Genomic DNA, 20,007 nt, shown 5'->3' with positions numbered 1-20,007 from the left:
GTGCCGGTCACACCCCTGCCGGGATGTCCTTCGCCCGCTTCCGGACCGCGAACGACGTACCGATCTCGACGACACCGACCACGAGCAGCCAGATGCCGGTGACGAGCGTGAGGACCGCCAGCGTCTCGAACGGCGAGGCGATCAGGACGACGCCGGCGAGCGCGGTGACCACACCGAGGAAGACCTGCCAGCCGCGCGCCGGCATCGCCGGGTCGGAGGCCGCGGCGACGGTCTGGGTGAGGCCGCGGAACAGCCAGCCGATGCCGATCCACAGGGCGAGCAGCAGCGTCGACTCCATCGCCCCGCGGAAGCAGAACAGGCCGAGCAGCACCGAGAGGGCGCCGCTGATGAAGCCGATAACGCGCATCCCGGCGGTGGCGTGCGTGCCGAACGCGGCGACGAGCTGGAAGATGCCGCTCACCAGCAGGTACAGGCCGAACAGGATGCCCGCCACGCGCAGCGACGCGCCCGGCCACACCAGCACGAGCACGCCCAGGATCACCGAGGCGACCCCCATCAGCAGCACGGCCTGCCAGGCGGATTGCGCGAGTCTGCCGAGCGGCCCCTGCCCCTGCGCGGGGTCACCGCCGGGTGTCCGGTGGGGAGTCTGCGGTTCGTACGGTGCGTGGGTCATGCTCGACTGTCGCTACGGAACCCCGGGCTCCGCCATCGCGGGTGGGCCGAACGGATGACCCGGCCCCCGTCCCCCCTGGGCGTCCGCCGTGCCCGCCTCGCACAATGGCCCCATGACCGCAGAACACGGATCGGGCCCCTTCGCCGTCCGCCGGGTCTACGACCCGCCCGCCCCGTCCGACGGCACCCGCCTGCTCGTCGACCGCCTCTGGCCGCGCGGCATCTCGAAGGAGCGCGCCGACGTCGACGAGTGGCTCAAGGACATCGCCCCGTCGAAGGAGCTGCGTTCCTGGTACCACGCGGACAAGGAGGACCGGTACGACGTCTTCGCCGAGCGCTACACGGCGGAGCTGGCGGAGCCGGAGCGCGCCGACCTCGTGGACCGGGGTGCGCTCGCTGGCGGAGCACGGCCGGGTGACGCTCGTGACGTCGGTCAAGGACATCGAGCACAGCCACGTCCCGGTGCTCGTGCGCGCCCTCGAGCAGGGCTGAGCCCGGCTCAGGCGGCGAGGCAGACGGTGCCCTGCGCGCCGCCCCGTCCCGCCGCACTGCCCACGCGGCTGACGGAGACCAGCCGGACGGGCCGCACCGCCTGCGCCAACTCGCCCTGCGCGAGGACGAGTACGTCGCCGAGCCCCAGGCCGAGCGCGCCCGCCACGGCCGCCAGCATCTCGGACGAGGCCTCCTTGCGGCCGCGCTCGACCTCGGAGAGGTACGGCATCGAGATCCCCGCGACGTCCGCGACGTCCTGGAGCGTGCGGCCCTGCGCCCGCCTGCGCCGCCGCAGCACCACGCCCACGACGTCGCGCCACAGGGGCTCCTGGGCCGGAGCGGGACGGGGGCGGCGGATCTCCTGGTTGCTCATCGCCCCACCGTACGAGGGCCCGCGCGGCGCCCGCGCCGTACTTCGCCCAGGGCGATATCCGGGGGCGGGGCGGCCGCTCAGCCCCGGTCGCGCTCGTGGCGCAGCAGCACCACGCCGTTGCCGAACGTCCGGGTGTCGAGGAGGCGCAGCGGGCGGTCCTCGAAGGTGGCGGCCGGGTGGAACATGGGGGTGCCGGTACCGATCAGGACGGGGTGCACGTAGGTCCGGAACTCGTCCACGAGGTCGTGCTCGAGGAACGTCCGCGCCAGGTTCGCCCCGTCGATCACCAGGTCGCCGCCGGACTGCTCCTTGAGCGCCCGGATCGCCTCGGGCGACACCTCGGACATGACGGTGGTGTGCCACTCCCCCGGCCCCGGCTTCAGGGTCCGGGAGAACACGATCTTCGGCATGTCGCGCCAGATGCCCGCGAACTCGACGACGGCGGGCGAGGCCTCGGGGTCCTTGTCGGCCGTGGGCCAGTAGTCGACCATCAGCTCGTGCGTGACGCGTCCGCTGAGGAAGCCGCCGAAGCTCCGGCACGTGTCGTTCATGTGCTGGTGCAGTTCCTCGTCGACCCGGTGCCAGCCGATGTCCCGGTCGGGGCCCTCCATGTAGCCGTCGAGTGAGATGCCCATCATGAAAACGATCTTGCGCATCGACGCTCGCCTCTCGTCGCTAGCCGCGCTCCCAGTCACACGGAGGTGAGGGGCAGGCGTGCGCATCGTGCTCTTTCAGGGCGACGCTCACCAGGCTCAGCAGGAGCTGCACATCCGTGTCGCATTCGAGAAGCACGGTAATCCACGAGGCGCCCGGTTGCACCCGGATCGCACTGTTGTGTCGCAGCTGGGGCAGGAGTCGCTGGACGGCCGACGACGTCAGATAGAGATCGGCGCAGTCGTCGGCGTGGAAGTGCACGAGATCGTGGCCCGCCGCGCGAAACGCGTGCCCAACCGAGCACCGGGGCGGGCCACTTACCAGGTTCGGCCATGTTCCGAGCTCGGTCATGGCGCGCTGGGCCGCGGTCATGCCTCCATCCTCGCGCACGCTTCACCTGGAGGACCACCCCCATCCATCGGGTGGTTACAGCGGGCCCGATCCGACGAGTTGGCCGCCGTCGACCACGAGGGTCTCCCCCGTGATCCAGCGGGCGCCGTCGCCCGCGAGGAAGGCCACTGCCGCGCCGATGTCCTCGGGTTCGCCGATCCGGCCGAGCGGGGTGGCGCCCGCGACGGTGTCCTCGTTGTCCTGCCAGAGCGCCTCGGCGAGACGGGTGCGGACGACCCCGGGCGCGATGGCGTTGACGCGGACCTTCGGGCCGAGTTCGAGGGCGAGGTGCTTGGTGAGGTGGATCAGCGCGGCCTTGGACACGTGGTAGATGCCGACGTCGCGCGCGACCGAAAGTCCCCCGATGGAGGCGGTGTTGACGATCGCCCCGCCGTGCTCGCCCATCCACGCCTCGACCGCGAGCGACGTCCACAGGATCGGCGCCCACAGATTGACGTCCATGGTCTTCGCGAAGCGCGCGTGGTCCTGCTCGACGATCGGGCCGTACGCCGGGTTGGTCCCGGCGTTGTTGACGAGCACGTCGAGGCGGCCGTACGTCGCCACGACATGGTCGACGCAGGCCCGCGCGGCGTCCTCGTCGGTGGCGTGCGCGCCGAACCCCTCGACACCGTCGCCGAGTCGGCGGGCCGCCTCCTTGGCGCGCTCCTCGTCACGGGAGGTCACCACGACGCGGGCGCCGCGGTCGCGCAGGGCCCCGGCCGCCGCGAGGCCGATGCCCCGCGACGCGCCGGTGACGAGCGCGACCCGTCCTTCCAGAGTTCCCTCCGGAGAGGTCACTTCTCACCCCGTTCCTTCTGCCGGCGGCGCAGCTCGCGCCGGGCGATGGTCCGCTTGTGCACCTCGTCGGGCCCGTCTGCCAGGCGCAGCGTGCGCAGGTGCGCGTACATGCTGGCCAGCGGGAAGTCGTCGGAGACACCGCCGCCGCCGTGCACCTGGATGGCGCGGTCGACGACCTTGAGGGCGACGTTCGGGGCGGCGACCTTGATCGCGGCGATCTCGGTGCGCGCCTCCTTGTTGCCGACGGTGTCCATCAGGTACGCGGCCTTGAGCGTGAGCAGCCGCGCCATGTCGATCTCGATGCGGGCCTCGGCGATCCAGTCCTGGATGTTGCCGCGGTCGGCGACCGGGGAGCCGAAGGTGGTGCGGGCCTGGGCGCGGTCGATCATCAGGTCGAGGGCGCGCTCGGCCATGCCGATGGAGCGCATGCAGTGGTGGATGCGGCCGGGGCCGAGCCGGGCCTGGCTGATCATGAAGCCGTCGCCCTCGCCGGAGAGCAGGGCGGTCTTCGGGACCCGTACGTTCTCGAAGAGCACCTCGGCGTGGCCCTCGCGGTCCTGGTAGCCGAAGACGGGCAGGCCGCGGACGATCGTCACGCCGGGGGTGTCGAGGGGCACGACCATCATCGACTGCTGGCGGAAGGCGGGCCCGTCGGGGTCCGTCTTGCCCATGACGATGAGGACCTTGCAGTTCGGGTGCAGGGCGTTGGAGGTCCACCACTTGCGGCCGTTGAGCACGTAGTCGTCGCCGTCGCGCTCCATCCGCATCTGGATGTTGCTGGCGTCGGAGCTGGCGACGGCCGGCTCGGTCATGGCGAACGCGGAGGCGATCTCACCGTCGAGCAGCGGCTTGAGCCACTTCTCCTTGTGCTCCTCGGTGCCGAAGAGGGTGAGGACCTCCATGTTGCCGGTGTCCGGCGCGTTGCAGTTGGTGGCCTCGGGGGCGAGGCCCGGGCTGCGGCCCATGATCTCGGCGAGCGGCGCGTACTCGAGGTTGGTGAGCCCGGGGCCCCACTCGGGGTGCGGGTGGAAGAGGTTCCACAGTCCGCGCTTCTTCGCCTCGGTCTTCAGCTCCTCGATGACCGGCGGGTGGAAGTGCGGGTCGCCGGACTCCGCCATCTGCGCGGCGTAGACCTGCTCGGCCGGGTAGACGTGCTCGTCCATGAAGGCGAGCAGCTTCTCCTGGTACTCCTTGCCCCTGGCGGTCTGTTCGTACACGAGTGGTTCCTCCCGAGTCTGTGCGTACGGTGTCACACGCGGCCCGACACGCCCAGCAGGCGGTCGAGTTCCGTGGTGGTCGTGGCGGCGTCGCGGTGCACGACGCCGGCGATGCCGATGCGGGCCGCGGACGTGATGTTCTGTTCCAGGTCGTCGACCATGACGGTCTGTTCGGGTGCGACGCCGAGGCGTTCGCAGGCGATGGCGTAGGCGCGCCGCGAGGGTTTGCGGACGCCGATCTCGCCGGAGATGGTGACGGCGTCGAAGAGGGCGGGCAGGTCGAAGCCCGCGTAGCAGTCATCGCCGAGGGAGTTGGAGAGCAGTCCGACGCGTACGCCGTCGGCGCGCAGCCTCGCGACGAGGGCGACCATGTCGGGGTCGGGGCGCAGGCCCGCCTGCATGCGGGTGACGAGTCCGGCCGCCTGGACGTCGGCGCCGTGGGCGCGCAGGCGGGCGGCGAAGCCCTCCTCGAACGTGTCCTGCCCGATGAGCCCCTTCTCGTGCTCGACGAGCAGGGCGCTGCTCTCCTTGTCGTGGGTGAGCAGGCGCAGCAACAGGCCCGGTTCGCCGGTGAGTTCGCGGCCGAGGTCCTCGAAGGCGTCGATGAGGCTGGTGGTGAGGACGCCCCCGAAGTCGAAGAGGACGGCGGTGCGCGCGGTCATCGGACGGACTTCTGGTAGCGGCGCATGCCGCGCAGCCAGCGGTCGTAGTCGCTGCCCTTGTGGCGGTAGAAGTCGAGCACCTGCGGGTGCGGCAGGACGAGGAAGCGCTCGTCGCCGACGGCCGCGATCACCTCGTCGGCGACGTCGAGCGGCTTGAGCAGGTCCCCGGCGTCGAGGACGGCGCGGGCGGCGGCCTGTTCCGTGGGGTCGGAGGAGCGGGTGCCGGCCATCAGCAGCTCGGTCTCGACGCCCTGCGGGCACAGGCAGCTGACGCGCACCCCCTCGTCCCCGTACGTGACCGAGAGCCACTCGGAGAAGGCGACGGCGGCGTGCTTGCTGACGGCGTACGTCGCCGAGCCGATCTGCGTGAGGAGCCCCGCGGCAGACGCGGTGGAGAAGAAGTACCCCTCGCCGCGCTCCACCCAGCCCGGCACGAGCAGCTTCGCGGCGCGCACATGAGCCATGACGTTGATGTCGAGCGCGCGCTCCCACTCCTCCTCGCTCGCGTCGAGACCGGCGCCGCCGCTGATGCCGGCGTTGGCGAAGTACAGGTCGACGGGGCCGAACCGCTCCTCGGCGTGCGCGATCAGGCCGCGCAGATGCTCGGTGGCCCCGGCGTCGCCCGCGCGCCCCGTGACACGCTCGCCGTGGGTCTCGGCGAGCCGCTGCACGGTGGCGTCGAGGCGGGCGGCGTCGAGGTCGGTGAGGGCGACGCCGCGGGCGCCGGCTTCGAGGAGACGCTGGGCGACGGCCGCGCCGATGCCTCCGGCGGCCCCCGTCACGATCGCGACCTTGTCGTTGATCAACATCCCGCTCTCCGCCCCTTTTCACATCCGACGCCCGCCTTGGCGGCTCGCCCTCACCGTACTTGAATCCGACGTCAAGTTCTAGAGCGTCCTGCCCTGCGACTCCGCGGAGTCGAGCGGCGGGAAGGCGGGCGGCCTGCCCTCCAGATAGCTGGTGACGCCCTCGGCCGCGTCGGGCCGCGCGAAGGACTCCTCCATCAGGGCCTCCGCCCGCCGCGCCGCCGACTCGAAGTCCGTCTCGTACGCCTCGGCGAGCTGCCGCTTCATGACGCTCATCGACGTGGGCGAGCAGTACGTGGCCAGCTCCGTGGCGTAGGCGACCGCCTCGTCGAGCAGCTGCTCCCGCTCGACGACCCGGTTCACGAGCCCCATCTCGTACGCCTCCGCGCCCCGCACGACCCGCCCCGAGAGCAGCAGGTCGGCGGCGCGCGCGGGCCCGACGAGCCGGGGCAGCAGCCACGCGATGCCGTACTCGGCGATCAGCCCGCGGCGCGCGAAGGACGTCGTGAACTTGGCCTCCGGCGCGGCGAACCGGATGTCGCAGTACAGCGCCTCGACCAGGCCGAGCCCGGCCGCCGCCCCGTTGATCGCGCCGATCAGCGGTTTGCGCAGGGTCAGCGGGAACCAGCGCGGCCGGTCCCGCTTCGGCCGTTCCTCGCTCGCCGCGTCCGCGGAGCCGATCCGCTGGAGCTCGGCCATGTCGGCGCCCGCGCAGAACCCGCGGCCCGCGCCGGTCACCACGACCGCCCGGACGTCCGGGTCGGCCTCGGCCTCGTCGAGGAGCGCGAAGTAGCGGTCCTCCAGCTCGTTCGTCCAGGCGTTGAGCCGGTCGGGGCGGTTGAGCGTCACCACGCTCACGGCGCCGCGCCGCTCGGCGTACGCCAGGTCCTGCCCGGTCGTCGTCACGGTCGTGCTCCTTCCGCGGCGGCCCGCGTGCCCGGCACCGCTGTGGGGTCCTCGCGCACCTCGCGCGGGTTGGTCTCGCGCAGCACCCAGGCGCTGCCGAAGGTGAGCAGGCCCATCGCCGCGACGAACACCGACACCCAGGTCGTGCCGCCGGTGCCGCCGATGATCGCGGTCATGATGAGCGGGGTGCCGCCGCTGATGGTCAGCGCCGCGATCTGGTACGCGAGCGAGGCACCGGAGTAGCGCACCCGCGGCTCGAACAGCTCACCGATGTACGCGGCCAGCGGCCCGTAGGTGAGGGACTGGCCGAAGCCGCCGATCAGCACGGCGACGCCGAGCCACAGCAGCGATCCGGTGTTGACCAGCCAGAAGTACGGGAACGCCCAGAGCACGATGATCGCCGCGCCGACGAGCACGGCGGGCCGTCGGCCGACCCGGTCGGACAGCCACCCGGCCCACAGCACGAACACGGCGCCGACCGCGGTCACCGGGAGCGCGACCAGCAGGATGGAGTCCTTGTCGAGGCCGAGGTGCTCGGCGGCGTAGCTGATGACACCGGCGATGCTGATGTAGAAGAGGCAGTTCGTGCCCGCGAGGAGTCCGGCCGCGAGCAGCACGGTGCGCCACTTGGTGCGCATCACCTCGACGACGGGCGCCCGCGCCATCTTCTCCTTCTCGCTCTTCGCGGCGGCCTGTTCGGCCATCCGCCGGAACTCGGGCGAGTCCTCGACCTTGTTCTGCACGTACATCACGACGGGCAGCAGCACGGCGCTGACCAGGAACGGGATGCGCCAGCCCCAGCTCAGGAACGCCTCGTCCGAGGTGACCGCGCTCGACAGCAGGAAGACGCCGTTGCCGAGGCACACGCCGATCGAGACGCCCATCTGCCCGAAGGTGCCCGCGTAGCCCTTGCGTTTGGGCGATGCGGACTCGGTGAGCAGCAGCGCGATGCCGCCCCACTGGGCGCCGCAGGCGAGGCCCTGCACGAAGCGGAGGACCACCAGGAGCAGCGGCGCCGCGGCCCCGAGGACTCCGGCGCCGGGCAGGCAGCCGATCAGGAACGTACAGGCGCCCATCAGCGCCATGGACAGCACGACCATCGCCTTGCGGCCGTGCCGGTCGCCGAGGTGACCGGCGACGACGCCGCCGATGGGGCGCGCCACGAAGCCCGCCCAGAAGGTGCTGAACGACAGCAGGGTGCCGGTCAGCGCCGACGACTCGGGGAAGAACACGGCGGGGAAGACCAGCGCGGCGGCCGTGCCGTAGAGGAAGAAGTCGTACCACTCGATGGAACTTCCGATGAGTCCCGCGGCGAGGAGTTTTCCGGACGCGCGCGCCGGTGGTGTGTCGGTGGCTGCCGTTTCGGCGCCCTTACGGGGCTGTGCGGTGGGCGGATTCACGAGCGGTGCTCCTCCGTCGTCCGACATGTCACGACCGCTGGGGACCTGCGGCCGCCCCCTGTATATTTGAACCCAACGTCAACTTCAATACCTTGAACACGCCGGTGAACAGGGCATGTTCAGGGCGCACCCCCGGCACCGACACCAAGGAGCTGCCCTCATGAGTGCCCCCGAAGCCGTGACCGAGTGGAAGCGCGTGACCTCGCGGCAGGTCGAGACGAACGGGATCTCCCTGCGGGTCTTCGAGCACGGCCCCGCCGACTCGGACAAGCCGCTCGTGGTGCTCTGCCACGGCTTCCCCGAGCTGGCGTTCTCGTGGCGCCATCAGGTGCTGGCGCTCGGCGCGGCCGGGTACCGGGTGCTCGCTCCGGACATGCGCGGCTTCGGCGGGAGTTCGCGGCCCGAGGACCAGGACGCGTACGACACGCTCACCGTCTGCGCGGACCTCGTCGGGCTTCTCGACGCCGTGGGCGCGGACGACGCGGTGTTCGTGGGGCACGACTGGGGTGCGCAGGTCGTGTGGCACATGGCGTGGGAGCACCCGGAGCGGGTGCGGGGCGTGGTCGGGATGAGCGTGCCGGTGACGCCGCGCTCCCCCGTCGAGCCGCTGCCGGTGATGCGCAGGCGGCTCGGCGACGCGTTCTACATCGTGTGGTTCCAGGAGCCGGGCGTCGCCGACCGGGCCCTCGCGCAGAACGTGCGCAGGACGCTGGTGACACGGGAGATCTGGTCGGCGGAGTGGGCCGCGCGCCCCGACGAGCACTTCCCGCCGGCGCCCTGGCTGAGCGAGGAGGAACTCGCCTACTACGTCGCCGAGTTCGAGCGCACCGGCTTCACGGGCGGCCTGAACTACTACCGGAACATGGACCGCACCTGGGCGCTGACCGAGCACCTCGCCGGGCGGACCATCGACCGCCCCGCGCTGTTCGTCACCGGGTCCGCGGACCCGGTGGGCCGGTTCATGCCGGCCGACCGGCTCGAGGAGGTGCTGACCGACCTGCGCGGGCGCGTCGTGCTCGACGGGGCGGGACACTGGATCCAGCAGGAGCGCGCGGGCGCCGTCAACGCCGCTCTCCTGGAGTTTCTCGCGGATCTCGGCTGATACGATCCGCAGCCACACGATCGAAGGGACCCGCGTTGGCTGCCCAGGCCCCGGCCGCAGACGGCGGCCAGAAACAACCGCTCACCCCGCGCGGCGTCCGCACGCGCAACGCGCTGGTCGCCGCCGCGCGCGAGGTGTTCGAGCGCGACGGGTACCTCGACGCCCGGATCACGGACATCTCCAAGGCGGCGCACGTCGCGTCCGGCTCGTTCTACACGTACTTCAACAGCAAGGAAGAGATCTTCCAGGCGCTGGTCGCGCAGGTGCAGGAGGAGATGCTGCACCCGCATCTGCGCGAGCGCACCGGCATCACGGACCCGCGCGAGATGATCGACGCGTCCAACCGCGAGTATCTGCGGGCCTACAAGAAGAACGCGCGGCTCATGGCGCTGTTCGAGCAGGTCGCCCAGATCGACGAGACGTTCAAGCAGCTGCGCATCGAGCGGGGCAACGCGTTCGCGCGCCGCAACGCCAAGCTGATCCGCTCCCTCCAGGACGCGGGCGCCGCGGACCCCGACCTCGACCCGCTGGTCACGGCGCACGCCCTGTCGGTGATGGTGAGCCGCATGGCGTACCTGGTGTTCGTCCTCGGCCAGCGCATCCCGTACGAGAAGCTGGTGACGACGCTCAACAAGATCTGGGAGAACGGGCTTCAGCTCAAGGAGCCCGAGACTCCCGGGGCATCCGGAGCCTGAGCGGTGCGGGCGGCGCGTCGGTCCAGGATCTCCAGGACGCGCCGCCCCCAGCGCAGGTTCTCCTCCTCGAAGGAGATGCCGCGCAGCAGGGTCAGATACGGCCCGACCCGCTCCGCCTCGGCGAGGAACTCCGCCTCGTCCGACTCGCCCAGCAGGTGGCGCCGCACCCGCTCGTAGCGGGCGAGCTTTCCGCGCGCCCACTCCATGCGCTCCTCGATGTGCGCGCGCACGGCGTCGAGTTCGCCGATGTCGGCGGCCTGCACCTTCACCATCAGCTCGTCGCGCAGCGCGAGCGGTTTGGGCTGCCGAGCCGTGAACTCCGCGAGATCGGCGCGTCCGGCGTCGGACAGGGTGAACATCCGCTTGTTCGGCCTGCGCTCCTGCGGGACGACGCGTGCGTCGACGAGCCCCTCAGCGGTGAGCCGGTCCAGCTCCCGGTAGAGCTGCTGGGGCGTCGCCGCCCAGAAGTTCGCCACCGAGACGTCGAAGATCTTCGCCAGGTCGTACCCGGAGGCCTCGCCCTCGAGGAGCGCGGACAGGACGGCGTACTTGAGCGACATGTGGACACCATACAACGATGCGACTACTGTCACCCGCACCTATTCAACTTGTTGCCTATGCAGTCCGTGGGCGAGGAACCGAGGTGGCATCCATGCATCCCTTCCGCGCGGCCGTGGAGAAGGACGACTTCGCGGCCATCGAGGCCCTGCTGGCCGACGACGTGGTCTTCACCAGCCCGGTCGTATTCAAGCCCTATCCGGGCAAGGCCATCACGATGGCGATCCTGCGCGGCGTGACCCGCGTCTTCGAGGACTTCCGCTACGTGCGGGAGATCGGCGAGCCCGGCGGGCGGGACCACGCGCTCGTGTTCGAGGCACGGGTCGGAGACCGGGCGATCACCGGCTGCGACTTCCTGCACTTCGACGAGGACGGGCGCATCGACGACTTCATGGTGATGGTGCGCCCGCTGTCCGCCGCACAGGCCCTGGCAGCCGCGATGGGCGAGCAGTTCGACCGGATCGCGGCGGAGGCGGCCGAGGCCGGGTGAGGGCGGGCCGCCCGAGGGGTGGTCAGCGCAGGGCGTAGTCGACGGTGAAGTCCTCGGCGAGCTCGAAGAGGACCTCACCGGAGTCCGCGACCGCGTCGGCCACCGGGCGCACGGAGGCGCCGAGCCACACCATGTGCGGCGCGATGCCCACGATGCGGCACGGCACGATGAAGTCCTCGGGGAAGCGGACGAGCGCCTCGTTGCGGGCGACTCCGGTGCCCCGGTTGACGACGCGGGACTGGATCACGACGCCGGGGCCCGCGCTGTGTTCGGTCGTCAGCTCGCTGGACGCGCAGACCGGACAGAGCAGCCGCCGGAACGACGGGGTGCGGCACCAGCGGCAGCGCTGATACGGGAATCCCGCGTCGGTGCCCTTCGCGTTCTCGGTGCCCTTCGTCGGCGCTGAGATCTCTGAGATCACTGACATCGTTCGGCCTCCCGCACACTCGCCGGTGCGCGCCGGGCGGCGGTGCCTCGACGCCCGTTCAGCGTATGACACTCAGTGCCAGGCGGTAAAGACACCGAGTACCATCAAGTTGCTTCAGGCGCCGTTTCCCGGCCGGCTCAGTCCTCGCGCAGCGCCGATTCCACGCGCTGGATGACCCGCCACATCGGCGCCCCCTTGGTCGCCACCATCACGACAACGTCCTCCTGTTGGGGCTCGGGCGCGACCGCGTTGCCCTCTCCCCAGGTGCGCCGCACGAGGCGGAGCGCGCGGTCGACCGCCTCCTCCGCATCCCCCTCGCCGCCCGAACGCAGCCAGGAGCGCAGGCCGTTGTTGTGCGCGGCGACCACGGAAGCGGCGACCACCTCGGCGCGCAGCGAGCCGTCGGCCGCGTCGGCCCAGCGGCGGCGCAGATAGCCGGCGAGGGTGCGCTCGTAGCGCCGCACGACGGACAGCTCGTAGGTGCGCAGGCCGGGCACCTCGCGCGTCAACTGGTAGCGCTGCACCGAGAATTCGGGGTTCGCCGCGTACATCCGCAGCACCAGGCTCGCCGCGTCGCACACCACGTCGACGGCGTCACTGTCGTCGCTCGCCGCCTCCAGGAACGCCGTCATGTCGGCGAGGCAGCTCTCGTGGTCCGGGAAGACCGCGTCCTCCTTGGACGGGAAGTAGCGGAAGAACGACCGGCGCCCGACACCGGCCCGCGCCACGATGTCGTCGACGGTGGTCCGCTCGTACCCGCGCTCCATGAAGAGCCCGAACGCCGCCTCGGCCAGCACCTCCCGCATGGGTGCCTTCTTCCGTACCCCGTTGACCTCGCGCGCCTCGCTCATGCCGGGAACGTAACACCGGATGGCCCTCCATGGCACTAGGTACCTTTACAGAGGGAACTGAGTGCCATAGGTTGGCCAGCAGAATCACAGACGATTGCAGTAGGAGAGCCGGCGTGAGCTTGAGGATCGTTGTCACCGTGAAGTACGTGCCGGACGCCACGGGCGACCGGGGTTTCGCCGATGACCTGACCGTGGACCGTGACGATGTCGATGGTCTGCTGTCGGAGCTGGACGAGTACGCGGTGGAGCAGGCGCTTCAGATTTCCGAGAACTCGGACGACGACGTGGAGATCACCGTGCTGACGGTGGGTCCGGAGGACGCCAAGGACGCGCTGCGCAAGGCGCTGTCGATGGGTGCGGACAAGGCGATCCACGTGGAGGACGACGACCTGCACGGCACCGACGCGATCGGCACCTCGCTGGTGCTGGCGAAGGCGATCGAGAAGGCCGGCTACGACCTGGTGGTCTCCGGTATGGCGTCCACGGACGGCACGGCGGGCATCGTGCCCGCGCTGGTGGCCGAGCGTCTGGGCGTGCCGCAGGTGACGCTGCTGTCGGAGGTGGCGGTCGAGGACGGCAAGGTGACGGGCCGTCGTGACGGTGACACCGCCTCCGAGCAGCTCGAGGCGCAGCTTCCGGCCGTGGTGTCGGTGACGGACCAGTCGGGCGAGGCCCGCTACCCCTCGTTCAAGGGGATCATGGCGGCGAAGAAGAAGCCGGTGGAGTCCTGGGACCTGGACGACCTGGACATCGAGGCCGAGCAGGTGGGTCTGGAGGGTGCCTGGACGAAGGTCGCCGAGGCGGCCGAGCGTCCGGCGCGCACGGCGGGCACGATCGTCAAGGACGAGGGCGAGGGCGGCAAGCAGCTCGCCGAGTTCCTCGCGGGCCAGAAGTTCATCTGAGACCAGAAATTCGTCTGAGACACCGGAAGTTGGAGAACAGTCATGGCTGAAGTTCTGGTCTTTGTCGACCACGTGGACGGTGCCGTCCGCAAGCCCACCCTGGAGCTGCTGACGCTGGCCCGCCGGATCGGTGACCCGGTCGCCGTGGCGCTGGGCAACGGCGCCGGTGACACGGCCGCCGCGCTGGCCGAGCACGGCGCGGTCAAGGTGCTCACGCACGAGGCCGCCGAGTACGCCGACTACCTGGTCGTGCCGAAGGTCGACGCCCTGCAGGCCGCCTACGAGCAGGTGTCCCCGGCCGCGGTGCTGGTGCCGTCGTCGGCGGAGGGCAAGGAGATCGCGGCGCGTCTGGCGCTGCGCATCAAGGCGGGCATCATCACCGACGCGGTGGACCTGGAGGCCGGCGACGGCGGCCCGGTGGCCACGCAGTCGGTGTTCGCCGCCTCCTACACCACCAAGTCCACGGTCACGCTGGGCACGCCGGTCATCACCGTCAAGCCCAACTCCGCGGCCGTGGAGGCCGCCCCGGCCGCCGGTGCGGTCGAGGCGCTGAACGTGTCGTTCTCGGACGGCGCCACCGGCACCAAGGTGACCTCGCGTACGCCGCGTGAGTCGACCGGGCGTCCGGACCTGACCGAGGCCGCGATCGTGGTCTCCGGTGGCCGGGGTGTCAACGGTGCCGAGAACTTCTCGATCATCGAGGCGCTGGCCGACTCGCTGGGGGCGGCCGTGGGTGCCTCGCGTGCCGCGGTGGACGCGGGCTGGTACCCGCACTCCAACCAGGTCGGCCAGACCGGCAAGAGCGTGTCGCCGCAGCTGTACATCGCCTCGGGCATCTCCGGCGCGATCCAGCACCGTGCGGGTATGCAGACCTCGAAGACGATCGTCGCGATCAACAAGGACGCCGAGGCGCCGATCTTCGACCTCGTCGACTACGGCATCGTCGGCGACCTCTTCGACGTCGTGCCCGCGCTGACCGAGGAGGTCAAGGCCCGCAAGGGCTGACCGCGCTCGTCTCCGCCGCCGCGTTCAGGAGTGTCACGTCTCCTGGGCGCGGCGGCGTGCGTAGTGCCCGGCCGCCACCAGGGCGCCCGCGATGAGAACTCCACCGAGGGCCAGCTGAGTGACGCTCAGAGTGCCGAGCGAGCCGCCGTCGCCCGCCTTGACCCCGCCCAGTTCGGTGCCGCCGCGTCCGGCCGACACCGTCACCGTCCGACGCACCACCGCGCCGCTCTCGCAGGTCACCGTGATGGGAAAGGTCCCCGACCGCGAGCCGCCGGGGATCTTGAACTGGCCGGTGACGGAGCCCTCCTGGGTGGCCGTCTCCAGCGGGAACTCGCCCGCGCCGACACTCGCCGCGTCTCCGGACGCGGCCCGGTCGTCCCCGCAGGCGCTGGTGCTGGCGGTGACGCTCGCGCCGGGCCCCGGGTCCCTAGGCACCAGCTCGAGCGTTCCCGAGGTGTCGGCCATCGGCGGGCTCTCGGTCCACTCGCTGCCGGTGTCCATGCCGGTGTCCCACGCGGGATCGTCGTCCGCCGCCCACGCGGCCGGGGTCGTCAGGCCCGCGAGGGCGAGTGTCGCGGCGGCGACGGCTGCGGTCGGCCAGGACGCGGTGCGGCCCATGCGGATCCTCTCGGCGGGCCCGCTGGACGGACCACGGATGTGCGGGTGTTCCGCATCGATCCCACCGCGTGGACGCGCCCACCGCCTGTCGAGGCGTCGAGTCGGGTGACAGGGACCGCCGAGAGCACCGAGAACGGCTACATGATGTGCCCGTGCGTCCGGTGCGCCTCCACCAGCTTGACCCGCGCCGACTCGAGCCGGTTCGCCATCACCTCGGCCACCGCGTGCAGCACGGCCACGCCGAGCCGCGGCTCCCGCTCGCACAGGGCGCGCACCTCGGCGCCGTCGAACTCGTAGGCCCGCACCGGGCTGAACGCCTCCGCGCCGAAGTCCCATTCGTAGGGCGGGAAGAGCCAGGACCAGCCGAGCAGGTCGCCGGGGCCGAGCGGGTCGATGGGCAGCCGGGTGCGGTCGGAGACGCGGACGTCGAGGGTGACCATCCCGGTCCTGATGATCCAGAACCGGTCCGCCCGGTCCCCTTCGTCGAAGATCCGGCTGTCCGGCGCGAACGAGACCTCCTTGGCCAAGGGGAGCAGCCGGTCCCGGTCCGCGTGCGAGAGCCGGTTCAGGAGTCGTGTCTGGGCCGTCATGGCGGACCACCTCCACCGTCGTGTCGTTCCAGCGTACGTACGTCGCGTTCGCGGCCCGCCCGGCCCGGCGGGGAGGATCACGGCCGGTTCCCCGCGGATCGACCGTCACTCGAACAGCGTATTTCCGAGCCACTTGGCGCGCACCTCGAGCGGCCGTCCCCCATGTGCGGCGGCCGTATGGCGTACGTGGAGCGCGCGGGCGACGAGCCGGTCCTACGTTTCCGGCATGGCGTCATTCCTCCCCTCCCGCCCCGCTCTGAGCAGGGCCGTTGTCTCGTGCGGCGTGTGTGCGGCGGTGTCGGTCGGCACCGCCGCAGGTCCCGCGAGCGCCGATCCGCCGGTCCCCGACCCGCCCGCGCCACCGACGTCCCTGTCCGCGCTGTCCTGGGAGGTCATGGACGCGTCGACCGGTGACGTCCTCGCGTCGAAGGCGCCGCACCGCAGGCTGCCGCCCGCGAGCACGCTCAAGACCCTGTTCGCCCTGACCGTGCTGCCGAAGCTGCGCCAGGACGAGGTGCACCGGGCCTCGTACAAGGACCTCGCCGACGTCGCCGAGGGCAGCAGCATGGTGGGGGTCGACGAGGGGCAGAAGTACACGGTCGCCGACCTGTGGCGGGGCGTGTTCCTCAGCTCGGGCAACGACGCCGTGCACACGCTCGCGCACATGAACGGCGGTGTCTCGCGCACGGTCGCGCAGATGCAGGCGACCGCCCGCAGGATCGGCGCCCTCGACACCCAGGTCCGCTCCCCCGACGGCTACGACACGCCGGGCCAGTACTCGTCGGCGCACGACCTGGCGCTGATCGCCAGGGAGGGCCTCGAGAACCCTGACTTCCGGCGGTACATGGGCACGAAGTGGGCGCGGTTCCCCGCGGCGGGCGGGCCCAAGGCGTTCGGCATCGAGAACACCAACCGGCTCCTGGTGGGCTCGCACGGCGTCGCGCCGTACCGGGGTCTGATCGGCGTCAAGAACGGCTACACGTCCAAGGCGGGCTGCACGCTCGTGTCGGCGGCGACCCGTGACGGGCGCACGGTCCTGGTGACGGTCATGAACCCGCGCAAGGGCGACTTCAACGCGGTCTACGAGGAGAGCCGCAAGCTGCTCGACTGGGGTGCGCGGGCGGCGCCGCTGCACGCGCGGCAGGTCGCGGCGGCCCGCCGCCCTTCGACGACGCAGCAGTTGGCGGCAGGCGCCCCCGCGCCGGCGCCCGCACCCGCGAGCGCGAGCGGCGCCGAGCCCGACGACGCGTCGGGCGGGCTCACGAAGCATCTGGGCGCGGCCGGCGGCCTGCTCGCGCTGGCGTCCGTGCCGCTGCTCATCGGCAGGCGGCTGCGCCGACGACGGCGGGCGGGCCGCTGATGACCGCGGCGGCGGACTCCCCCGCCGCGGCGCCGCGGCGCAGGCCGACGTGGTCGGTGCTCGCGGGCACGCTGCTGGCCGGGGTGCTGCTCGTCCACCACGGGCTCTCCGGTGACAGGCCGCCGCAGCCCGAGCCCGGCGCCGCGAAGCTCGGTACGAACACGCCGCCCGCCGATCCACTGCCCGCCGCGGCGCCGCAGCGCATCCGCATCCCCGAGATCGGCGTGGACGCGCCGCTGACCCGGGTCGGCCGGGACGCGGAGGGCTGGCTGGACGCGCCGCCGCCGGAGAAGGCGAACCTGGCCGGCTGGTTCCCCGGCGCGGTCACGCCGGGCGAGCGCGGCACGGCCGTGATCGACGGGCATGTGGACAACGCGAAGGGCCGCGCCGTCTTCTACGGGCTCGGCGCGCTCGAGAAGGGCGAGCACATCGAGATCGACCGGGCCGACGGCAGGACGGCGGTGTTCGAGATCCACGGCATCGACGTCGTCGACAAGAAGCACTTCCCGTCCCGCCGGGTCTACGGCGGCACGGGCCTGCCCGAACTCCGCGTCATCACCTGCGGCGGCACGTACAGCGAGCGCACCGGCTACGCCGGCAACGTCGTCCTGTACGGGCTGCTGACCGAGGTCCGCGACCGTACGTGACGGTGGCCTCGCTCAGTCGTGCGGGGCCTCGCCCGTGACGCGGTGGTCGGCGTGGCTGAGCGCCTCCGTCACCAGGCGCCGCAGGTGGCCGTCGGTGAGGCGGTAGTGCATGTGGCGCCCTTCGCGGCGCGCCTCGACGAGTCCGGCGAGCCGCAGCTTCGCCAGGTGCTGGCTGACGGCGGTGCGGGACGCCGCGACGCGGTCCGCGAGCGAGCCCACGTCCGACTCCTCCAGGGCGAGCAGCCACAGCACGTGCAGCCGGGTCGCGTCCGACAGGAGCGCGAACACCCGGGTGGCCTCGGCGAGTCGGGCGGCGTCGGGCTCGCGCGGATGCGCGGTGGCCGCGGTGGCCGCGGCGGGTGTCGGATCGCTTGCGGGCATGGCCTCAGCCTACTTGCGGCGGCGGGCGACACCGTCGCAACATACTCGTCATGTGCGCAGGTGCGCACATGACGAGTAACCTGTCGACGCACTGTCGGTGCAGCCTTCGGGAGGGGCCCGCATGCTCACGGTTCTGCGCCGCCGCACGTACCGGCGGCTCTTCGGCGCGCAGATGGTCGCGCTCGTCGGCACCGGGCTCGCCACCGTCGCGCTGGGCCTGCTCGCGTACGACATCGCGGGGGCGGACGCGGGCGCCGTGCTCGGCACCGCGCTCGCGATCAAGATGACGGCGTACGTGCTGGTGGCCCCGCTGGTGGGGGCGTTCGCGGAGCGGCTGCCGCGGCGCGCGGTGCTCGTGGGCTCCGATCTGCTGCGCGCGGCGGTCGCGCTGACACTGCCGTTCGTGGACGAGGTGTGGCAGGTCTACCTCCTGGTGTTCGTGCTGCAGTCGGCGTCGGCCGTTTTCACACCGACGTTCCAGGCACTGATCCCCGACGTGCTGCCCGACGAGCGCGACTACACGCGCGCGTTGTCGCTCGCCCGGCTCGCGTACGACATGGAGAGCCTTCTCAGTCCGGTGCTCGCGGCGGCGCTCCTGTCGCTGGTCTCGTACCACCGTCTGTTCACGGGGACGTTCGTGGGCTTTCTCGCATCGGCCGCGCTCGTCGTGACGACGGCACTGCCCCGGCGCGCGTCCGCGCGGGAGCGCGCGGGTGGGGTGTTCTCCCGGGCGACGGCCGGCGCCCGCCTCTTCCTGGCACTCCCCCAACTGCGGGGGCTCCTCGCGCTGAATCTCGCGGTGGCGGCGGCGAGCGCGATGGTGACCGTCAACTCGGTCGTCTACGTACGGGACTTCCTCGGCCTGCCGTCGGGCGCGCTGCCGGTGGCGCTCGGGGCGTACGGGGCGGGGTCGATGGTGGTGGCGCTCGCGGTGCCGCGGGTTCTGGAACGGGCGGGCGAGCGGGCGGTGATGGTGCGTGGGGCGCTGGCGCTGGGTGTGGTGTTCGCCTGTCTGGGTGTCATCACGGCGGCGCCGTCCGGGAGTTGGCGGGTGCCGGCGCTGCTGGCGGTGTGGGCCGCGTTCGGCGGGGTGTGCTCGATGGTGCTGACGCCGACGGGCCGGTTGGTGCGGCGGGCCGCGCCGGAGCGGGAGCGCACGGCGGCGTTCGCGGCGCAGTTCTCCCTGTCGCACGCGTGCTGGCTGCTGACGTATCCGCTGGCGGGCTGGCTGGGTGCGTGGGCGGGGCTCGGGGCGGCCGTGGCGGGGCTCGGGACGGTGGCGGTGGGCGCGGGCGTGGCGGCGGCGCGCCTGTGGCCGCGTGACGAGGTGGAGCACGAGCACACGGGCCTCGCCCCGGACCATCCGCATGTGCGCGGAGCGGTGCCGGTCGCGGGTGGCTGGCGGCACAGCCACGGCCGCCTCGGAGACGCACTCCACGCGACCCACTGAGCCGGACGGCTCCCCGGCCATGTGGCGACCGCCGAGCCGATACGGGCCGTCGGTGACCGAGCGGCCGAGTCGGCGTGAAGATTCGGCGCACGTTCGCGTTAGGGGGCGCGCCCGCGTGTTACTCCAACGGCGAGGGCTGTCGATGCTGACTGTGGCGGGTTCGGCAGTGAGCCCGCCCCCGCTTCTCGGCCTGGCCGGGGAGCGGGTCCTCACCGCCTGCCGGGCGTGACGGGGCCCCTGTCCGCGACGCCGCGCTGTGCGAGCTGGCGTTCCAGCTCGGTGCGGATCGCGGGGTCGAGTTCGTGGGTGCGCGGCCAGGCGACGAGCTGCCGCGCGACGAGCCGCAGTTTGACGTTCGTCCGCATCGAGACCTCCCGCAGCACGTCCCAGCCCTCCGCGGGCGAGAGTCCGCCGAGGGCGATCACCACGCCGATGGCCTGGTCGACGTCCGCGTGCGCGGTCACGGCCTGTTCCAGCTGCTCGATCCGCGCCTCCAGAGCGGCGGTCCTGGCCGACCCCTCGCGGGCAGCGGTCTGCGCGCGACGACGAGCGGGGAGCATCACGGCGCACCTCCAAGTGCCATCCCCGGAAAGGAACCCC

Annotated in this window: 25 protein-coding genes and 1 pseudogene; 9 read left to right on the top strand and 17 right to left on the bottom strand. The window is 71.9% G+C overall.

What is annotated here, in order from left to right:
• Positions 1 to 7: 7 nt before the first annotated feature.
• Positions 8 to 634 (bottom strand): HdeD family acid-resistance protein, encoded by a 627-nt coding sequence (locus ACTWJ8_RS38500; protein WP_443262080.1) that lies wholly within the window; start codon positions 632 to 634, stop codon positions 8 to 10.
• 112 nt (positions 635 to 746) lie between these two features.
• Between ACTWJ8_RS38500 and ACTWJ8_RS38495 the strand changes: the two are divergent.
• Positions 747 to 1,125, top strand: a pseudogene (locus tag ACTWJ8_RS38495) (DUF488 domain-containing protein).
• 7 nt (positions 1,126 to 1,132) lie between these two features.
• On the opposite strand, the gene ACTWJ8_RS38490 reads toward ACTWJ8_RS38495, so the two are convergent.
• The 9 genes from ACTWJ8_RS38490 to ACTWJ8_RS38450 all read right to left on the bottom strand — a co-directional run bounded on the left by ACTWJ8_RS38490 (position 1,133) and on the right by ACTWJ8_RS38450 (position 8,331).
• The gene (locus ACTWJ8_RS38490; RefSeq protein ID WP_356384691.1) at positions 1,133 to 1,498 is read right to left on the bottom strand and encodes a helix-turn-helix domain-containing protein; all 366 of its coding nucleotides are present in this window, start codon (positions 1,496 to 1,498) and stop codon (positions 1,133 to 1,135) included.
• A gap of 77 nt (positions 1,499 to 1,575) precedes the next feature.
• A complete protein-coding gene (locus ACTWJ8_RS38485; protein WP_356384688.1) occupies positions 1,576 to 2,154 on the bottom strand; it encodes a dihydrofolate reductase family protein in 579 nt (192 codons plus the stop codon).
• A gap of 19 nt (positions 2,155 to 2,173) precedes the next feature.
• On the bottom strand, positions 2,174 to 2,524 hold the full coding sequence (locus tag ACTWJ8_RS38480; RefSeq protein ID WP_356384685.1) for a luciferase domain-containing protein: 351 nt from the start codon (positions 2,522 to 2,524) through the stop codon (positions 2,174 to 2,176).
• A gap of 54 nt (positions 2,525 to 2,578) precedes the next feature.
• A complete protein-coding gene (locus ACTWJ8_RS38475; RefSeq protein ID WP_356384682.1) occupies positions 2,579 to 3,340 on the bottom strand; it encodes an SDR family oxidoreductase in 762 nt (253 codons plus the stop codon).
• Complete coding sequence (locus ACTWJ8_RS38470) at positions 3,337 to 4,557, bottom strand: acyl-CoA dehydrogenase family protein (protein ID WP_443262079.1); 1,221 nt, start codon at positions 4,555 to 4,557, stop codon at positions 3,337 to 3,339. Before ACTWJ8_RS38470 ends, ACTWJ8_RS38475 begins: the two co-directional genes overlap by 4 nt.
• 32 nt (positions 4,558 to 4,589) lie before the next feature.
• Entirely contained in the window at positions 4,590 to 5,219 is a 630-nt protein-coding gene (locus tag ACTWJ8_RS38465) for an HAD family hydrolase (protein WP_443262078.1), read from the bottom strand.
• On the bottom strand, positions 5,216 to 6,028 hold the full coding sequence (locus ACTWJ8_RS38460) for an SDR family oxidoreductase (protein WP_443262077.1): 813 nt from the start codon (positions 6,026 to 6,028) through the stop codon (positions 5,216 to 5,218). The genes ACTWJ8_RS38465 and ACTWJ8_RS38460 overlap by 4 nt, the downstream gene beginning before the upstream one ends.
• 78 nt (positions 6,029 to 6,106) lie before the next feature.
• Complete coding sequence (locus tag ACTWJ8_RS38455) at positions 6,107 to 6,931, bottom strand: enoyl-CoA hydratase (RefSeq protein ID WP_443262076.1); 825 nt, start codon at positions 6,929 to 6,931, stop codon at positions 6,107 to 6,109.
• Positions 6,928 to 8,331, bottom strand: a complete 1,404-nt coding sequence (locus ACTWJ8_RS38450; RefSeq protein WP_443262075.1) for an MFS transporter — start codon at positions 8,329 to 8,331, stop codon at positions 6,928 to 6,930. The genes ACTWJ8_RS38455 and ACTWJ8_RS38450 overlap by 4 nt, the downstream gene beginning before the upstream one ends.
• A 160-nt stretch (positions 8,332 to 8,491) precedes the next feature.
• Here ACTWJ8_RS38450 and ACTWJ8_RS38445 point away from each other — a divergent pair, with 160 nt between their 5' ends.
• Both ACTWJ8_RS38445 and ACTWJ8_RS38440 read left to right on the top strand, forming a co-directional pair.
• The gene (locus ACTWJ8_RS38445; protein WP_356384664.1) at positions 8,492 to 9,433 is read left to right on the top strand and encodes an alpha/beta fold hydrolase; all 942 of its coding nucleotides are present in this window, start codon (positions 8,492 to 8,494) and stop codon (positions 9,431 to 9,433) included.
• Positions 9,434 to 9,468: 35 nt separating this feature from the next.
• Positions 9,469 to 10,128, top strand: coding sequence for a TetR/AcrR family transcriptional regulator (locus ACTWJ8_RS38440; protein WP_356384661.1), 660 nt, complete (start codon positions 9,469 to 9,471; stop codon positions 10,126 to 10,128).
• Here ACTWJ8_RS38440 and ACTWJ8_RS38435 read toward each other — a convergent pair.
• Positions 10,086 to 10,688 (bottom strand): PadR family transcriptional regulator, encoded by a 603-nt coding sequence (locus ACTWJ8_RS38435; RefSeq protein WP_356384658.1) that lies wholly within the window; start codon positions 10,686 to 10,688, stop codon positions 10,086 to 10,088. The genes ACTWJ8_RS38440 and ACTWJ8_RS38435 overlap by 43 nt on opposite strands.
• Positions 10,689 to 10,780: 92 nt before the next feature.
• Here ACTWJ8_RS38435 and ACTWJ8_RS38430 point away from each other — a divergent pair, with 92 nt between their 5' ends.
• A complete protein-coding gene (locus tag ACTWJ8_RS38430) occupies positions 10,781 to 11,176 on the top strand; it encodes a nuclear transport factor 2 family protein (RefSeq protein ID WP_356384655.1) in 396 nt (131 codons plus the stop codon).
• 22 nt (positions 11,177 to 11,198) lie between these two features.
• Here ACTWJ8_RS38430 and ACTWJ8_RS38425 read toward each other — a convergent pair whose 3' ends face one another.
• Positions 11,199 to 11,603: a Zn-ribbon domain-containing OB-fold protein gene (locus ACTWJ8_RS38425; RefSeq protein ID WP_443262074.1), complete on the bottom strand. Its 405-nt coding sequence runs from the start codon at positions 11,601 to 11,603 to the stop codon at positions 11,199 to 11,201.
• A 137-nt stretch (positions 11,604 to 11,740) separates the two neighbouring features.
• Positions 11,741 to 12,454, bottom strand: a complete 714-nt coding sequence (locus ACTWJ8_RS38420; protein WP_443262073.1) for a TetR family transcriptional regulator — start codon at positions 12,452 to 12,454, stop codon at positions 11,741 to 11,743.
• Positions 12,455 to 12,567: 113 nt separating this feature from the next.
• On the opposite strand from ACTWJ8_RS38420, the gene ACTWJ8_RS38415 reads away from it, so the two are divergent.
• A complete protein-coding gene (locus ACTWJ8_RS38415; protein WP_443262072.1) occupies positions 12,568 to 13,356 on the top strand; it encodes an electron transfer flavoprotein subunit beta/FixA family protein in 789 nt (262 codons plus the stop codon).
• Between the two features lie 42 nt (positions 13,357 to 13,398).
• Positions 13,399 to 14,361, top strand: a complete 963-nt coding sequence (locus ACTWJ8_RS38410) for an electron transfer flavoprotein subunit alpha/FixB family protein (protein WP_356814295.1) — start codon at positions 13,399 to 13,401, stop codon at positions 14,359 to 14,361.
• Between the two features lie 33 nt (positions 14,362 to 14,394).
• Here the strand turns inward: ACTWJ8_RS38410 and ACTWJ8_RS38405 are convergent, their stop codons facing one another.
• The gene (locus ACTWJ8_RS38405; protein ID WP_443262071.1) at positions 14,395 to 14,979 is read right to left on the bottom strand and encodes a hypothetical protein; all 585 of its coding nucleotides are present in this window, start codon (positions 14,977 to 14,979) and stop codon (positions 14,395 to 14,397) included.
• A 137-nt stretch (positions 14,980 to 15,116) separates the two neighbouring features.
• Positions 15,117 to 15,569, bottom strand: coding sequence for a cyclic nucleotide-binding domain-containing protein (locus ACTWJ8_RS38400; protein ID WP_356372250.1), 453 nt, complete (start codon positions 15,567 to 15,569; stop codon positions 15,117 to 15,119).
• Between the two features lie 226 nt (positions 15,570 to 15,795).
• On the opposite strand from ACTWJ8_RS38400, the gene ACTWJ8_RS38395 reads away from it, so the two are divergent.
• Positions 15,796 to 16,929: a D-alanyl-D-alanine carboxypeptidase family protein gene (locus ACTWJ8_RS38395; RefSeq protein ID WP_443262070.1), complete on the top strand. Its 1,134-nt coding sequence runs from the start codon at positions 15,796 to 15,798 to the stop codon at positions 16,927 to 16,929.
• The gene (locus ACTWJ8_RS38390; protein WP_356372254.1) at positions 16,929 to 17,576 is read left to right on the top strand and encodes a class F sortase; all 648 of its coding nucleotides are present in this window, start codon (positions 16,929 to 16,931) and stop codon (positions 17,574 to 17,576) included. Before ACTWJ8_RS38395 ends, ACTWJ8_RS38390 begins: the two co-directional genes overlap by 1 nt.
• Before the next feature lie 12 nt (positions 17,577 to 17,588).
• Here ACTWJ8_RS38390 and ACTWJ8_RS38385 read toward each other — a convergent pair whose 3' ends face one another.
• A complete protein-coding gene (locus tag ACTWJ8_RS38385; protein WP_356372255.1) occupies positions 17,589 to 17,957 on the bottom strand; it encodes an ArsR/SmtB family transcription factor in 369 nt (122 codons plus the stop codon).
• 121 nt (positions 17,958 to 18,078) lie between these two features.
• Here ACTWJ8_RS38385 and ACTWJ8_RS38380 point away from each other — a divergent pair, with 121 nt between their 5' ends.
• Positions 18,079 to 19,407, top strand: coding sequence for an MFS transporter (locus ACTWJ8_RS38380; RefSeq protein ID WP_443262069.1), 1,329 nt, complete (start codon positions 18,079 to 18,081; stop codon positions 19,405 to 19,407).
• A 209-nt stretch (positions 19,408 to 19,616) separates the two neighbouring features.
• On the opposite strand, the gene ACTWJ8_RS38375 is transcribed toward ACTWJ8_RS38380, so the two are convergent.
• On the bottom strand, positions 19,617 to 19,967 hold the full coding sequence (locus ACTWJ8_RS38375) for an ANTAR domain-containing protein (protein WP_443262068.1): 351 nt from the start codon (positions 19,965 to 19,967) through the stop codon (positions 19,617 to 19,619).
• Positions 19,968 to 20,007 lie beyond the last annotated feature (40 nt).

Origin of the sequence: Streptomyces sp. SDT5-1, from assembly GCF_052245995.1 — a bacterium.
Lineage (GTDB): Bacteria > Actinomycetota > Actinomycetes > Streptomycetales > Streptomycetaceae > Streptomyces.
The sequence above is the reverse complement of the archived record's forward strand: the minus strand, read 5'-3'. Positions and strand labels throughout refer to the sequence as shown.

Coding starts and splice junctions, on each gene's coding strand:
- ACTWJ8_RS38500 (WP_443262080.1), bottom strand. CDS start 634: ATGACCCACGCACCGTACGAACCGCAGACTCCCCACCGGACACCCGGC.
- ACTWJ8_RS38490 (WP_356384691.1), bottom strand. CDS start 1,498: ATGAGCAACCAGGAGATCCGCCGCCCCCGTCCCGCTCCGGCCCAGGAG.
- ACTWJ8_RS38485 (WP_356384688.1), bottom strand. CDS start 2,154: ATGCGCAAGATCGTTTTCATGATGGGCATCTCACTCGACGGCTACATG.
- ACTWJ8_RS38480 (WP_356384685.1), bottom strand. CDS start 2,524: ATGACCGCGGCCCAGCGCGCCATGACCGAGCTCGGAACATGGCCGAAC.
- ACTWJ8_RS38465 (WP_443262078.1), bottom strand. CDS start 5,219: ATGACCGCGCGCACCGCCGTCCTCTTCGACTTCGGGGGCGTCCTCACC.
- ACTWJ8_RS38460 (WP_443262077.1), bottom strand. CDS start 6,028: ATGTTGATCAACGACAAGGTCGCGATCGTGACGGGGGCCGCCGGAGGC.
- ACTWJ8_RS38445 (WP_356384664.1), top strand. CDS start 8,492: ATGAGTGCCCCCGAAGCCGTGACCGAGTGGAAGCGCGTGACCTCGCGG.
- ACTWJ8_RS38435 (WP_356384658.1), bottom strand. CDS start 10,688: ATGTCGCTCAAGTACGCCGTCCTGTCCGCGCTCCTCGAGGGCGAGGCC.
- ACTWJ8_RS38430 (WP_356384655.1), top strand. CDS start 10,781: ATGCATCCCTTCCGCGCGGCCGTGGAGAAGGACGACTTCGCGGCCATC.
- ACTWJ8_RS38425 (WP_443262074.1), bottom strand. CDS start 11,603: ATGTCAGTGATCTCAGAGATCTCAGCGCCGACGAAGGGCACCGAGAAC.
- ACTWJ8_RS38420 (WP_443262073.1), bottom strand. CDS start 12,454: ATGAGCGAGGCGCGCGAGGTCAACGGGGTACGGAAGAAGGCACCCATG.
- ACTWJ8_RS38410 (WP_356814295.1), top strand. CDS start 13,399: ATGGCTGAAGTTCTGGTCTTTGTCGACCACGTGGACGGTGCCGTCCGC.
- ACTWJ8_RS38405 (WP_443262071.1), bottom strand. CDS start 14,979: ATGGGCCGCACCGCGTCCTGGCCGACCGCAGCCGTCGCCGCCGCGACA.
- ACTWJ8_RS38400 (WP_356372250.1), bottom strand. CDS start 15,569: ATGACGGCCCAGACACGACTCCTGAACCGGCTCTCGCACGCGGACCGG.
- ACTWJ8_RS38395 (WP_443262070.1), top strand. CDS start 15,796: ATGGCGTCATTCCTCCCCTCCCGCCCCGCTCTGAGCAGGGCCGTTGTC.
- ACTWJ8_RS38390 (WP_356372254.1), top strand. CDS start 16,929: ATGACCGCGGCGGCGGACTCCCCCGCCGCGGCGCCGCGGCGCAGGCCG.
- ACTWJ8_RS38385 (WP_356372255.1), bottom strand. CDS start 17,957: ATGCCCGCAAGCGATCCGACACCCGCCGCGGCCACCGCGGCCACCGCG.
- ACTWJ8_RS38380 (WP_443262069.1), top strand. CDS start 18,079: ATGCTCACGGTTCTGCGCCGCCGCACGTACCGGCGGCTCTTCGGCGCG.
- ACTWJ8_RS38375 (WP_443262068.1), bottom strand. CDS start 19,967: ATGCTCCCCGCTCGTCGTCGCGCGCAGACCGCTGCCCGCGAGGGGTCG.